13 protein-coding genes are annotated in these 13,730 nt (G+C 68.0%); 6 read left to right on the top strand and 7 right to left on the bottom strand.

The features are described 5' to 3' along the window. The first annotated feature begins 3 nt into the window (after nucleotides 1–3). Both argG and ACLKM7_RS06790 read left to right on the top strand, forming a co-directional pair. Complete coding sequence (gene argG, locus ACLKM7_RS06795; RefSeq protein WP_436446385.1) at nucleotides 4–1,446, top strand: argininosuccinate synthase; 1,443 nt, start codon at nucleotides 4–6, stop codon at nucleotides 1,444–1,446. A gap of 283 nt (nucleotides 1,447–1,729) precedes the next feature. Further along, nucleotides 1,730–4,381: a penicillin acylase family protein gene (locus ACLKM7_RS06790; RefSeq protein ID WP_436446384.1), complete on the top strand. Its 2,652-nt coding sequence runs from the start codon at nucleotides 1,730–1,732 to the stop codon at nucleotides 4,379–4,381. A gap of 6 nt (nucleotides 4,382–4,387) precedes the next feature. On the opposite strand, the gene ACLKM7_RS06785 is transcribed toward ACLKM7_RS06790, so the two are convergent. Beyond that, nucleotides 4,388–5,191, bottom strand: a complete 804-nt coding sequence (locus ACLKM7_RS06785) for a MerR family transcriptional regulator (RefSeq protein ID WP_436446383.1) — start codon at nucleotides 5,189–5,191, stop codon at nucleotides 4,388–4,390. 123 nt (nucleotides 5,192–5,314) lie between these two features. Then, complete coding sequence (locus tag ACLKM7_RS06780) at nucleotides 5,315–5,845, bottom strand: cytochrome C5 (RefSeq protein WP_436446382.1); 531 nt, start codon at nucleotides 5,843–5,845, stop codon at nucleotides 5,315–5,317. A gap of 164 nt (nucleotides 5,846–6,009) precedes the next feature. Between ACLKM7_RS06780 and ACLKM7_RS06775 the strand changes: the two genes are divergently transcribed. Beyond that, entirely contained in the window at nucleotides 6,010–6,609 is a 600-nt protein-coding gene (locus ACLKM7_RS06775; protein ID WP_436446381.1) for a dihydrofolate reductase family protein, read from the top strand. Here the strand turns inward: ACLKM7_RS06775 and ACLKM7_RS06770 are convergent. After that, on the bottom strand, nucleotides 6,606–7,295 hold the full coding sequence (locus tag ACLKM7_RS06770; protein WP_436446380.1) for a DedA family protein: 690 nt from the start codon (nucleotides 7,293–7,295) through the stop codon (nucleotides 6,606–6,608). The genes ACLKM7_RS06775 and ACLKM7_RS06770 overlap by 4 nt on opposite strands. A 109-nt stretch (nucleotides 7,296–7,404) precedes the next feature. On the opposite strand from ACLKM7_RS06770, the gene ACLKM7_RS06765 reads away from it, so the two are divergent. Continuing rightward, nucleotides 7,405–8,808: a sensor histidine kinase gene (locus ACLKM7_RS06765; protein ID WP_436446379.1), complete on the top strand. Its 1,404-nt coding sequence runs from the start codon at nucleotides 7,405–7,407 to the stop codon at nucleotides 8,806–8,808. Continuing rightward, a complete protein-coding gene (locus tag ACLKM7_RS06760) occupies nucleotides 8,805–9,461 on the top strand; it encodes a response regulator transcription factor (RefSeq protein WP_436446378.1) in 657 nt (218 codons plus the stop codon). The genes ACLKM7_RS06765 and ACLKM7_RS06760 overlap by 4 nt, the downstream gene beginning before the upstream one ends. A gap of 21 nt (nucleotides 9,462–9,482) precedes the next feature. On the opposite strand, the gene ACLKM7_RS06755 is transcribed toward ACLKM7_RS06760, so the two are convergent. The 4 genes from ACLKM7_RS06755 to ACLKM7_RS06740 form a co-directional block, all read right to left on the bottom strand. Further along, nucleotides 9,483–10,421 carry a DUF1214 domain-containing protein gene (locus ACLKM7_RS06755; protein WP_436446377.1) on the bottom strand — a complete coding sequence of 313 codons (939 nt, stop codon included), beginning with the start codon at nucleotides 10,419–10,421 and terminating at the stop codon, nucleotides 9,483–9,485. A 36-nt stretch (nucleotides 10,422–10,457) separates the two neighbouring features. Continuing rightward, complete coding sequence (locus ACLKM7_RS06750; RefSeq protein WP_436446376.1) at nucleotides 10,458–11,009, bottom strand: AAA family ATPase; 552 nt, start codon at nucleotides 11,007–11,009, stop codon at nucleotides 10,458–10,460. A 63-nt stretch (nucleotides 11,010–11,072) separates the two neighbouring features. Beyond that, the gene (locus ACLKM7_RS06745; protein WP_436446375.1) at nucleotides 11,073–11,702 is read right to left on the bottom strand and encodes a LysE family translocator; all 630 of its coding nucleotides are present in this window, start codon (nucleotides 11,700–11,702) and stop codon (nucleotides 11,073–11,075) included. A 114-nt stretch (nucleotides 11,703–11,816) separates the two neighbouring features. Next, nucleotides 11,817–12,983 (bottom strand): hypothetical protein, encoded by a 1,167-nt coding sequence (locus ACLKM7_RS06740; protein WP_436446374.1) that lies wholly within the window; start codon nucleotides 12,981–12,983, stop codon nucleotides 11,817–11,819. A 159-nt stretch (nucleotides 12,984–13,142) separates the two neighbouring features. Here ACLKM7_RS06740 and ACLKM7_RS06735 point away from each other — a divergent pair, with 159 nt between their 5' ends. After that, on the top strand, nucleotides 13,143–13,691 hold the full coding sequence (locus ACLKM7_RS06735; protein ID WP_436446373.1) for a GNAT family N-acetyltransferase: 549 nt from the start codon (nucleotides 13,143–13,145) through the stop codon (nucleotides 13,689–13,691). The last annotated feature ends 39 nt before the right edge of the window (nucleotides 13,692–13,730 follow it).

Genomic DNA, 13,730 nt, shown 5'->3' with positions numbered 1-13,730 from the left:
TGCATGTCAAAGGTCCTCCAGTCCCTGCCCGTCGGCGAGCGCGTCGGCATCGCCTTCTCGGGGGGCCTGGACACCTCCGTCGCCGTCGCGTGGATGCGCGACAAGGGTGCCGTCCCGTGCACCTACACCGGCGACCTCGGTCAGCCCGACGAGGACGACATCGCCTCGATCCCCGACCGCGCGCTCACGTACGGCGCCGAGCTCTCGCGCTTGGTGGACTGCAAGCCGGCGCTGGTCGAAGAGGGCTTCGGCGCCCTGGCCTGCGGTGCGTTCCACATCCGCTCCGGCGGCCGCACCTACTTCAACACGACGCCCATCGGCCGCGCCGTCACCGGCACGCTGCTCGTGCGTGCGATGAAGGAGGACGGCGTCGACATCTGGGGCGACGGCTCCACCTACAAGGGCAACGACATCGAGCGGTTCTACCGCTACGGCCTGCTGGCCAACCCGGCACTGCGCATCTACAAGCCGTGGCTCGACGCCGACTTCGTCACCGAGCTCGGCGGCCGCAAAGAGATGAGCGAGTGGCTCGTCGAGCACGGCTTCCCGTACCGCGACTCGGCCGAGAAGGCGTACTCCACCGACGCCAACATCTGGGGTGCCACCCACGAGGCCAAGACTCTCGAGCACCTGGACGTGTCACTCGAGACCGTCGAGCCGATCATGGGCGTGCGGTTCTGGGACCCGGCCGTCGAGATCTCCACCGAGGACGTCACCGTGACCTTCGACGCCGGCCGCCCGGTCGCACTCAACGGTGTGGAGTACTCGGACGCGGTCGAGCTCGTCCTGGAGGCCAACCGCATCGGAGGCCGCCACGGCCTCGGCATGAGCGACCAGATCGAGAACCGCATCATCGAGGCCAAGTCCCGTGGGATCTACGAGGCGCCGGGGATGGCGCTGCTGTTCATCGCGTACGAGCGCCTGGTCAACGGCATCCTGAACGAAGACACCCTCGCGACGTACCACGAGCAGGGCCGTCGTCTGGGCCGCCTCATGTATGAGGGCCGCTGGCTCGAGCCGCAGTCGCTCATGCTGCGCGAGTCGATCCAGAAGTGGGTGGGCTCGACCGTGACAGGCTCGGTGACGCTGCGCCTGCGCCGCGGCGAGGACTACACGATCCTCGACACCACCGGCCCGCGCCTGTCGTACCACCCCGAGAAGCTGTCGATGGAGCGTGTCGGCGACGCCGCGTTCGGCCCCACCGACCGCATCGGCCAGCTCACGATGCGCAACCTCGACATCGCCGACTCGCGTGTGCGCCTCGAGCACTACGCCGCGGCCGGCATCATCGGCGGCACCACCGGCGAGCTGGTCGGCCACCTGTCACAGGGCGAGGCGGGCGAGATCACCGAGCGCACCGAGCAGCTCAGTGCCGAGGAGGAAGAGCTCGCAGAGGCGACGGATGCCGCGAACGAGGCATCCGCGTTCGACTTCGGCACCGACTGACCCGCCTCCGCCCCGCCTGCACGCCCGCCTGCGCGCATGCCTGCACGCCCGTCGCGAGATCAGGTGATTTCGCGGAGACAGGAGAATCCGGGCGCGAACGTCCTACGCCGGTGAAATCACCTGATCCGGTGATGACGTCGAGCCGGACGACTCCGGTGGCGATTCGGCACAGGGCACGCGGCGGGGTTACGATTCCGAACGGTGCCCAGCGACCCGACGCACGGCACCGGGTTTCGTGCCGCGTGGTATCGCGTGCCTCCCTCGCCGACCGGAAAGACCTTCAATGTCGAAGCCGCCCAGCTCGCCATACGCCACCGATGACGACGCCCCGCGCGGACCTTCGGTCGGGCGCAAGATCGGCATCACGCTCTACAGCGTGCTCGCCGGCGTCGTGGTGCTGGCGCTGATCGCGGTCGGATTCGTGGTCTACACGGTGCAGCGCTCCTTCCCGCAGCTGAGCGGCGAGGTCGCCGTCGCCGGGCTCGACGACCAGGTCACCGTGCAGCGCGACGGCCTCGGCATCCCGACCATCACGGCCGACTCCACCCACGACCTCTTCTTCTCGCAGGGCTACGTGCACGCACAGGATCGGTTCTGGGAGATGGACTTCCGCCGGCACGTCACGAGCGGTCGCGTGTCGGAGCTGTTCGGCGAGTCCCAGCTCGAGACCGACCGCTTCTTGCGCACCCTCGGCTGGCGCGAGATCGCCGAGCAGGAGGTCGAGGCTCTCGGCGACACCGAGCGCGCCTACTACGAGGCCTACGCCGACGGCGTGAACGCCTATCTCGCCGAGCACGACGGCCCCGACGCGTCGTTCGAGTACGCGGTGCTGGGCCTGCAGAACTCGGGCTACGAGATCGAGCCGTGGGCGCCCGCCGACTCGGTGGCATGGCTGAAGGCGATGGCCTGGGACCTGCGTTCCAACATCGAGGACGAGACGGAGCGCGCCGTCATCGCGCCGGGCTTCACGCAGGCCGAGATCGACGAGCTGTACCCGGCGTACCCGTTCGACCGCAACCCGGTGATCGTGCCGGAGATCTCCACCGTGCCCGCCATGGGCACCGTGCCCGACATCGCCGAGGACGGCGAGGGCGAGACGACGGATGCCGACACCGAAGCGGACACGGAGACGGAGCCGTCGGCCTCGATCGAGTGGACCGAGGTGAACGACGTCGTGGCCGCCGTCAGCACGCTCGTCGGCGGCGTGGGCGAGGGCATCGGCTCGAACTCGTGGGTCGTCTCGGGCGACCTGACCGAGTCGGGGATGCCGCTGCTCGCGAACGACCCTCACCTCGGCGCGTCGTTGCCGAGCGTGTGGCACCAGATCCAGCTGAAGTGCGCCGACGTGTCGGACGAGTGCCCGTTCGACGTCGCCGGCTTCGGCTTCGCGGGCGTGCCGGGCGTGATCATCGGCCACAACGACCGTGTCGCCTGGGGCTTCACGAACCTCACCACCGACGTCACCGACCTGTACCTCGAGAAGATCGAGGGCGACTCGTACTGGTACGACGGCGCACTGGTGCCGCTCGAGGAGCGCACCGAGACGCTGAAGGTCGCCGGCGGTGAGGACGTCGAGCTCAGCATCCGCTCCACCGTCAACGGCCCCATCGTCTCGGGCCTGACCGATGACTTAACGGCCATCGCCGACGAGCCCTTCACGGGCACCGACGGCACGGTGACGGCGCCGACAGCCGCCCCGGACGGCGAGTACGCCGTGTCGCTGAAGTGGACGGCGCTCGAGCCCGGCACCACCGCGACCGCGATCTTCGCGCTGAACACCGCCCGCGACTTCGACGACTTCCGCGGCGCAGCGGCGCAGTTCGACGTGCCCGCGCAGAACCTCGTCTACGCCGACGTCGAGGGGAACATCGGGTATCAGACGCCCGGCAAGCTCCCGATCCGGGGTGCCGGCGACGGATCGATGCCGCAGCCGGGCTGGGACTCGACGTACGCGTGGCAGGGCTTCATCCCCTTCGAGGAGCTGCCCGTCGTGTACAACCCCGAAGAGGGCTACATCGTCACGGCGAACAACGCGATCGTCGGCGACGAGTACCCGCACTTCCTCACGCGCGACTGGGACTACGGGTGGCGTGCCGCGCGCATCACCGAGATGCTGCAGCGCCGCATCGCGAACGGCCCGCTCACGGCCGAAGACCTCCTCGCCGTGCAGGCCGACAACCACTCCTTCATCGGCGTGCGGTTGACGGCGGCGTATCTGGATGTCACGACGGGAGATGACGAGACGGATGCCGCGCTCGATCTGCTGCGCGAGTGGGACGGTCAGAACGCCGCCGACTCACCGGCCGCCGCCTACGCCAACGTGCTGTGGGACACCCTGGCTCGCAACGTGTTCGTGGAGGAACGGCAGAACCCGGTGCCGCTCGGCGACCAGGGCCGCATGTTCCTCGTCGTCGACACGCTGCTCGACGACCCCGAGTCGCCGTGGTGGACGAACGAGGCGCTCGGCGTCTCGGGCATGACAGACATGCTCAAGCGCTCGGCGATCGACGCGCGCGAGCGGCTCACGGCGATCCAGGGCGACAACCCGTCACGCTGGAACTGGGGCTCGCTGCACGCGCTGCCACTCGTGAACGAGACCTTCGGCACGTCGGGCATCGCCCCGATCGAGTGGCTCTTCAACCGCGGACCGTTCGCGGTCGGCGGCGGCTCGTCGGTGGTCAACGCCACCGGCTGGTCCCTCGGCTCGGACTTCGCGACGGTGACCGTGCCGTCGATGCGCATGGTGGTCGATCTCGCCGACTTCGACGCCTCGGGATGGAACCACCTCACGGGGACGAGCGGCCACACTTTCCACCCGAACTACATCGACCAGACCGAGGCGTGGCAGCGGGCGGAGCTGACGCCGTGGGCCTTCACGTCGGATGCGGTCGACGCCGCGACCGTCGACGCGCTCGTGCTCACGCCGGGGAACTGAGTCCTCCTACCGCCACGTGGCGGTGTCGGGGTCGATCCCGTGCGCGCGAGCGGATTCGTCGATGATCTGACGGAACCAGGATGACACCCCGGCGCGGATGCCGTCGTAGTGCGCGGCGAAGCCCGGGTCGGACTCGAACATCCGGCCCAGGCACACCTGCATCTGCCGCGTCAGCGGGAAGAAGTTCGAGAAGATCTCGCGATGGCGTTCGACGAGCGCGTCCGCCTCGGCGCTGCCGGGCAGGACACCCCGGCCGAGGGCATCACCGAGATCGCGCTGGAACGACGACATCGCCGCCGACAGCTCCTGCCACTGCTCGCGTGTGCGAGAAGCGGAGCGTTCCGCGAACTGCGCCCTCTGCGTGGTGCCTCCCCAGACATCGCGTGCGCCTGCCGACCGCTGCGCGTCCCAGTCCGCGCCGAATGTCTCCGTCTGTTCCTCGTCGGTGAGAAGGATGCCGCGCTCGTGCGCCTCCGTCATCCGCTCGAGTCGCCTGTCGAGCTCTTGCAGTTCCTGGATGCGCTCGGCGAGCTGAGACCGCTGCTCATGCAACCGGGCGCTGATGTCGGCGGTCGAGTCATCGAGCACCTCGCGCACGGCTTCCAGCCCGAGCCCGGATCGACGGTAGGCGACGATCCGGTCCAGGCGCTCGAGGTCTGCGTCGGTGTACTGCCGATAGCCGGCCGGCGTTCGCTCGGAGGGCGATGCCAGGCCGATCTCATCCCAGTGATGCAGAGTGCGCACCGTCACGCCGAGGAGTTCGGCCGTGGCGCCCACAGTGAGACCGTCACTGTTGCCGAGATCGACCATGGACACCATTCTCACCACCGTCCATGAGGCTGGTCGAGAAAGGGCCGAAGGAAGTCGCTCATGCGTACGATGTTCGACCCTCACGCCGCGTGAGGGTCAAATGCGACCGCGGCGAGTGCGCCGTCAGCGCTCCTCGGGGCTGCTGATGTGGTCGAGGAGGTCGTCGAGTGAGTCGAATTCGATCGTCTCACTGCCTTCGTCTGCCATGACTTCGACGTTCTCGATCTCGAAGTCCTCGTCGAGCTGCACGAGGACACGTGAGTCGGGGAACTGCCGGGGTGCGGCCAGCGACAGCAGCACGGCGTCGGCGAAGACGACGACCGACTTCGGCTCGAGCTCCGCGCGAAGGTCGGTCTGCTCCACGATCGGACCGTCGTCGGCGACCCCTTCCTCGATCTCGCCGGCGACCGCCTCGACGATCTCGGTCCACTGCGCTTCGCTCATCGCGAGGACACGCGCGATAGCAGCGAGCAAGACCTCGGAGTCCGGCTCTTCCACCTCCTCGAGCTCGGGGTCGACGTTCACCATGACGTCCGCGCCGGCCCCGTCGAGCCGCGCGCGCCCGTAGACGATGTCGTCCTCCGTGACCGGGTCGTCGAGCAGCCCACTGTCGGAGATGCGGCGAAGGAGGGCGTCAAGGGCGAGGTTGGCCATGGCCACATTCTGTCAGCCACGGTGACCGGAGCGGACACCGGGGTGACAGCATCCGTTCCATGTCGAATCGGAGGAATCTCGTCGACGCTGTCGGATCCCGCCTAACCCATTCGTAGCGGTAGTGAAAGCAGGAAACCGAATCAGCGCGACAAGGGAGCAGCACCATGAGCACGACGTTCACCGTCGACTTCTTCTCGACCCTCGATGGCTACGGCATGGCCGAGGGCTGGCCGGGCTACTGGGGCAAGGAGGGTCCCGAGCTCAGACAGGACCGCGTGCGTACCTTCGCACAGGAGCAGGTGCTCGTGTTCGGGGCGACGACGTTCCGTGAGTTCCGGAGCTTCGTCAAGGAGTACGACGAGCCGTACTACGACAGCCTCGATGAGCTGCCGAAGATCGTCTTCTCACGGACGCTCGATGAACCGCTCGGATGGCAGAACTCGACGGTTCTGCGAGAGGATGCGGTCACCGCGATCGATCGTTTGAAGCAGACCACCGACGTGCCGATGCGCTCGCACGGCAGCATCTCGCTGAACCGCGCCCTGCTGGCGGCCGGACTCGTCGACCGGCTCGAGGTCATGATCTTCCCCGTCGTCGGAGGTCGAGCGGGCGGATCGGCGCTGCTCCACGGCGGGGCGGAGTTCGATCTGGAGCTCATCGAATCCACCGTGCTGGACGGTCGCACGCAGAAGCTCGTGTACGCCCCGCACCTGCACGGTGAGATCCCCGCCGGCGTCGGGCCGAGACTCCGCGACGCGAGCTAGTCGCAGGCAGCCGCGGCCAGGGCGACGTTCTGCTCTTCGGTGCGGGCGGGCTCGAGTTCCGGATCAGCGGCCGGCGACTCAGTCGGACGGTTGAGGATGCGTCGGATGACGGCATCCACGACCGCTCCGATCAACGCCGCGACCACGATCGCGAGCACGATGGCCAGCAGCGGCTGGTCGTGCAGCCACTGCCCCGCGACGATGCCGAAGATCGCCGAGTACGCGGCCCACGTGATGCCGGCCGCGATCGACAGCGGCAGGAACCGGCGAAGCGGGTACCCCGTCGCGCCCGCCGTCATGTTCACGGCGATGCGCCCCACCGGGATGTAGCGCGCGGTGAAGATGAGCAGCGCGCCGCGGCGGTCGAGGCCCATGCGGGCCCAGTCGACCGCGGTGGTGACGCGCTTCGTCCGCATCCACCGCCAGCGATCCGTGCCCAGGACGCGGCCGAGCTGGTAGGCGATGTTGTCGCCGATGATCGCGCCGACGGCGGCGACGCCGATCAGCAGCAGCAGGTTCGGCTGGCCTGTGACCACCGAGACGGTGGCGGCACCGACGACGACCGTCTCACTCGGAACGGGCGGGAAGAACCCGTCGATGACGCACACCGCGAGCACGACCAGGTACACCCACGGCGAGGCCGCGAGGTCGGTCACGAGGGTCGTCAGCATCGCGAGGAGGTCCATGCCTGCGACGCTACGAGCGGGAGGGATGCCGGCACATCAGACCGAAGGATGGACTGCACCTTACTTTCGTCAGTCCTGCGGAGGACGTCCGCCTTCCTACGATGGGGTAATGCTCCGTGCCGGTCGTCCCCGGCGAGGGTCGTGGTCGACGCCGCTCGGTGTCGTGCTCCTGCTCCTCGCGACGTCGGTCGCGCTTCCGCTGGCCCGGTGGGGCGACTCGGCGCTGGTGCTCGCCTTGATCCCGGCAGCGGTGGCCGGCTACCTGGCCGGCCGTCACATGGTCGGGCTCGTCCCGGCCGTGATCACCTTCTCCGTCGTGCTGGCGGTCTCGCTCCCGGCCTCGTACCTGATACCCGGCAGCGCCCCGCTCGGCGACTGGATGGCGAGCGTGCTCATCGCTCTGCTCACCGTCGTCGCTCCGTGGTGGTTCGGCAGGTACCGGATGCTGCGGGACGAGCAACGGGAATCGGATGCCGCAATCCTGGCCGACCGCGCGCAGTCCGAAGAACGCGCACGCATCGCCGACGACCTCCACGACACGATCGGCCACGAGCTGGCCCTGATCGCGGTGCAGGCGGGTGCCCTCGAGCTCGGGCGGGACCTCAGTCCCGAGCAGCGCGAGCAGTTCCGGGAGCTGCGCGAGGCCGCCGTCCGGGCAAGCGGTCGCCTTCGCGACGTGGTGCGGATGACCCGGCCCGAGGACGGACCGAGCCGGCTCGATCCGCTCGGCGGCGAAGGCATCGACGCGCTCGTTACCGGGGCGCGGGATGCCGGCATGAGCGTCGAGGCGCGGATCGATCATGCGGTCGTGTCGGCCGCGGATCCGCTCATCGCCGAACTGGCCGTGCGGACCGTGCGCGAGGGGCTCACGAATGCCGCACGGCATGCCCCCGGCTCTCCGGTCGTGATCGACGTGGCGCGGGGCGAAGCCGGCGGCATGGCGGTGTCGATCAGTTCGGCCGCGTCGACCGAGACTGGTGCGCAGGGCAGCGGCCACGGCATCCCGAGCCTTCGTCGTCGTGCCGAGCTGCTCGGCGGGTCGATCGACGCGGGCCTTGCGCCTGATGGCGGATTCGACCTGCGGCTGCGGGCGCCGATGCGCCCCGAGCCCGTTGCGAAAGGCCCGCTGGGTGCCGCCGACCCGGCGCTTCGCTCCAACGCGCGCGCGGCCCGCCGTCGTGTCTGGCAGGCGACGATCGTCCCGGCGGTGATCCTCGGACTCACGCTCGTTGCCTTCGTGGTCGTGCAGGCGATCACGTTCGCGCAGACCGCTATGACGTCCGAGCTCTACGAGAGCATCGAGCTGGGCACGCCACGAGCCGACCTTGTACCGCTGCTGCCCGCGGGCACACCGCGGCCGGTGCCGATCGTCCTCGAGCCGCCGGCGCCGGACGGATCCGAGTGCGAGTACTACGCCGCGCGGGACGGCTGGCTGCATTTCACCGATGCGACATACCGTCTGTGCTTCGATCAAGGTGTGCTGGTCGAGAAGACCTTGCTGGGAGCGGCATGATCCGCGTCCTCATCGCCGATGACGAGGCCATGATGCGTGCGGGCGTGCGCGCGATCCTCCAGTCCGACCCCGAGATCGAGGTCGTGTTCGAGGCGGCGAACGGCCGTGAGGCGATCGACGGCACGCAGCGTCACCGACCTGATGTGGCCGTGCTGGACATCCGGATGCCGGTGCTCGACGGCCTGAACGCAGCCGCCGAGATCGCGGCCACCGTGCCGACGACGCGCATCGTGATGCTGACGACCTTCGGCGAGGACGACTATGTCGAGCGTGCGCTCGGCGGCGGCGCGCTGGGCTTCCTGCTGAAGGCCGCAGACCCCCGCGAGCTGATCGCGGGCGTGCGGGCCGTCTCGGAGGGGGGTGCGTATCTCTCCCCCGACATCGCGCGCCGGGTGATCGCGCCGTATCGCGAGGGCGACCGCGCACGCACCGCCGAGGCGCGGGAGTCGATCGCTGCTCTGACCGAACGCGAGCGCGAGGTGCTCGCCCTGCTCGGCGCCGGTGCCTCGAACGCCGAGATCGGCACGCAGCTGCACCTCGTCGAGGGCACCGTGAAGGGTTACGTCAGCGCCATTCTCGTCAAACTCGGCGTGCGCAATCGCGTCGAAGCGGCCGTGCTGGCCTACCGGGCGGGAATCGTCGCGGCCGAGTGACCGCGTCGGCCGGTGGAACGCCTACGGGTTGAGCCCGGGAAATGTCCAGCTACCGTCGAGGATCTCAGGTCGTGGGCGGTACAGCCGCACGAGATAGTTCCAGCCCTCGGTGATCGGCAAGGCGTTGGGAACGTCTGCGGGGTAGTCGCCGAAACGGACGGTGATCGTGCCGTCGCCGTTGCGAGCGCCGGTGATGTTGTTGATCGTGTATGCGCCGCGTTCGTTGGGCTCGAAGTAGCCGGCGGCGTTGTAGACCGAGATCGACCAGAACCCGTCCACCGGCACGTCGCCGACCGTCAACTCGTACTGGCCGACGGGCAGACGGGGGTCGACGCCGATGTAGCTCGCCTCTGCGGAGGGAAGGCCTCCCCATCCCGCTGCCGTGCCGATGAGATGGCGCACGGGATCGACGTCGTCCTTCGCGCCGAACGTGCGGTCGAAGCCGCTCAGGTTGCGCGCCAGGGCCAGAAGCGCGTCGCGCGTCTCGTCCAAGGTCGTGGTGTCGTACTCGGGCATTTCGAACGGCTGGGATGAGCGGGCCTCGAGTCCGATCTGGTCCTGCAAGGCCCCGACGGCGGCGACGTCGGCCGCGTCGTTGGGGTCCACCAGGGTCCGGATGGCGACCACCACGTACCGTGAGCCGAACTGGTCGGGCGTCAGCTCGTACGTGCCCGCGTCGTGGAGGACCGTATTGATGTAGTGGTTCTCGTTGACGACCATCGCCGAGAGGTACCGCTCGCCGTGCTCGGGAAGGGTGAGCGTCGCCCCGGCGCTGAGATCGACGACGGCGTAGCTGTACAGCGTGTCGCGATTCATGCGGATCACGGTCTGATTGTCGATCGCCGCAGGTTCGCGGTTGTGGACGAGTCGGTTGACGCCCCCGGCGTTCGCCTGCAGGTCGTGCATCATGCGGTGGGTTTCGGCGAGAGCGAAGTTGTCGACGTTGACGATGGTTGCCATGGCTTGATCATGGCACTCGGGAGCCATCTGCGGTGATCAGCCGGTCGCTCCGACGGCGACGGCTTCCAGCGCCCCCAACCGCTGCCGTCTGTCGCCGGTGATCTCCACGACCTTCACGTGGTCGCCGATGACGTCGATGTCGCCGATGAGATCGAGCAGGACCTCGTTCATCGCGTCTCGAAGCTCCAAGTGCTCATCGATGCCGGGTTGGATGCCATCGATCTCAGTGAGCGGCAGGATGACGAGCACATCGACGTGCTCCAATGCTTCGCGGGTGATCTCCGTTGACCGTTCCAGCAACTCGCGTGAACCGGATGCCCGCGCCAGCCCGTCGAGGGCGACAAGGTACGCGAGGAAGTCGATCGGGCCCCGCTCGGCGACGAGGTTCTCGGCGGACTCGTCCGGATCGAGCCGGTCCGCCGAGATGCGCAGCTGCGCAGCGAAGAGGGCGGCGTTCGGGCGGTCCCACGTCTCGTCCACGAGATCGAACGGATCGGGTAGCACGGTGAATCCGGGGTGCCGCAGCGCGAAGTCGGAGACGAGCGTGCTCTTCCCGCTGGCGTGAGTGCCCGAGACGACGATTCGCATGTCGCGACTGTAGAACACAACTCGGCGCCCCACCCGATGCTCGGCGACGCTTCGCGATACCGACTAGGCGGGTGCGCGTCGGGAAGCTGCGAGCCAGGCCGCAAGCCCGAGGAGCACTGCTCCGCACGTGCGTTCGATCCAGACGGCGCCGCGTCGCTTGAGAAGCCGGATCGCCTGGGAGCCGAGGAGCGCGTATGCCAGCATGATGACGAAATCGAGGCTGCAGAAGATCATCCCGATCACGATGAACTGGGCCAACGGCGGGTGCCCCGCGACGATGAACTGCGGGAGGAGCGCTCCGACGAAGAGGTAGCCCTTCGGGTTGGTCACCGCGACGAGGAAGCTCTTGAGGAAGAGGGCTCTTCGCGTGCCATGGGGATCGGCTGCGGGGTCGGCATGGAGGAGGCTGCCGCGTGCCATCAGCATGCGGATGCCGAGGAAGATGAGGTACGCAACCCCCACCCACTTCACAATCGAGAACGCGACCTCGCTCGCCGCCAGCAGTGCGCCGAGGCCCACACCGACTGCGACGACGAGAACCACGTCGGACGCGACGGCTCCCAGCATCCCGAACGTCGCTCGTCGCACGCCGTAACGCGCGCCGTTCGCCAGTGCCAGAAGGACGGTCGGCCCGGGGATCGCGATGGCTACAGAAGCGGCGACGGCAAAGGCGAACAAGGTGGTGAGGTTCACGACTGACCTTCGTTACGAGGGACGCGGCACGGGCGATTCACGCGTAAGGGTAGCGCGCGACCGCTGCGACGTTGCGACGTGCTGACGGATCGTCGGTCCTGCAGCGTTTCCGGCTCACCCGATGTGGGTTGGGCGTTCGAGCTCCACGTCGATTGGCGGATTGTGCAGGATGTCGCCGACGCCGGCGGGGCCGGCGTATCGGACGAGTCGACCGCCGGTCTCCACGCCGTCGGCGAAGGTGCGCCGCATCTCGAGCACGCATCCGTTGGCCAGCTGCACTCGATCCCCCGCGACGGGCAGGAGGACGCTGATGGGCGCGCGCCACACGTCGCCGACGACCTCCTCGGGCTGGAGGGCGTGAACTGCAGGCTCGAGGCGTTCCACCAGGAACCCGGCATCCGTTCGAGTGCTCAACCCCAGAACTGCGGGGGCAGGACTCACGAGTGACAGGTGTTCTCCGGTCAGCGCGGACGCGACCATGACCTCCGCGTTGAGTCCGGCGATGGATGCGCCCAAGGTGTCGAATTCGCGCACCTGTCCGTCGGGGAGCCGCTCCTTGGTGTGAATGTCCAAGGTCCACATCGAGCCCTCGCTGCGGGTGATCCAGCACTCGATTCCGGCCGACTGGGATTTCCAGCTGCCGAGCCACGCCGCCGGCATCGTGTCGGAATCCGGCCGAGTGGTCCATGTGACCGGCGTGGTCGGGCCGAACGACGGGTAGGGCGCTTGCCAGGTGATGGCGAACTCGACCGAGTAGTCCCAGTCGGAGATGGTGATGATTGCGGACGTCTTACCTGATGCTCGGGGCGCGAGTACCTTGGTGCGCTTCTGTCCCGGACCCAGCGGCTCGAGCGGTATGTCCTGCGCCCAACGGAACACTTCGTCGTCCTCGTCGAGGCCGGTGAAGAAGTCGACGACCTCCGGAATGCCGTCGATGACCGAATCGATGTAGGGAACGGGCAGGTACGACGCGGCCTTCGCAACGGCACCTGTCACTTTTCGAATGTCTTCCTCGTTCTTCACCCACCAGTCGCTGTTGTCGAGGTCGAGCCCGAGCGCGCCGATTCCCACGGTCGGCTGATCGACCCACCCGGCGAACAATGGCATGTGATAACTGAAGGTCCACCCGGTCTTGAGGGGGATCGCCGGATGGGCGAATGGATGCGTCGTGCCATCGACCACGACGGCCCCGGTCAACGCGAAGACATCGTGCTCCGCGGACGACGACTCCATCTCGTTGCAGACCACCCGCAGGAGAGTGATTTCGACGTAGTTTGCCATGACGACCTCCTGTATCGCCGCCATGGACCACCCGAATGGCACCCCTGGCAGGCAGCTTGATTGTCTGGTCGGTCATCTCTGGCCGACCGAAGTGGAAGAGGGCGTTCGCCCTCGCCGTGATACGAGGCGGCGCTCGCGCCGGTCGCATACGCTTGCGGGATGCCGGAGGAGTTTCGGGTCGTCACGCATGCCGAACTGAGGGGACCAGAGCTTGCGGCTCTTCGCGTGTTGTTCGACCGTGAGTACTTCGCGGAGTACGGCGCGTGGGACCCGGACCAGCCGTACGGCTACTCCCCCGCAACGGTGCATGCGCTCGCTTTCGTCGACTCCGACATGGTCGGCCATATCGGGTTCCAGCGGCGGATGATCACGGTGGGTGACGCGCCCGTCGTCGTCGCAGGAACCGGCGGCGTCCTGGTGGACCATCAGGCTCGGGGCGGCGGCCTGGGTCGGCGTCTCATGCGGCGAGCGCAACGCGCAATGCGTGAAGACACCCAGATCACGTTCGGATACCTCGGCTGCCGAGAAGGAGTCGTCCCGTTCTACGAGCGCTCGGGGTGGCGGCGCATCCGCGCCGTGGAGCGCCACGTGTCGATGCAGGATCCGCAGGCGACGGTGGTGTCGTCAGACAGTCCCCTCCTGATCTTTCCGACTATGGACATCGATTGGCCGAGCGGCGACATCGATCTGCGCGGCACACCCTGGTGAAAGAGGGCGATCAGTCGGTGGAGAAGAGTCGTTCAGGTC

The sequence above is a fragment of the Microbacterium sp. I2 genome (assembly GCF_051364985.1).
Lineage (GTDB): Bacteria > Actinomycetota > Actinomycetes > Actinomycetales > Microbacteriaceae > Microbacterium.
Note: the sequence above shows the minus strand (reverse complement) of the source record. Positions and strands in the feature narration are given on the sequence as shown.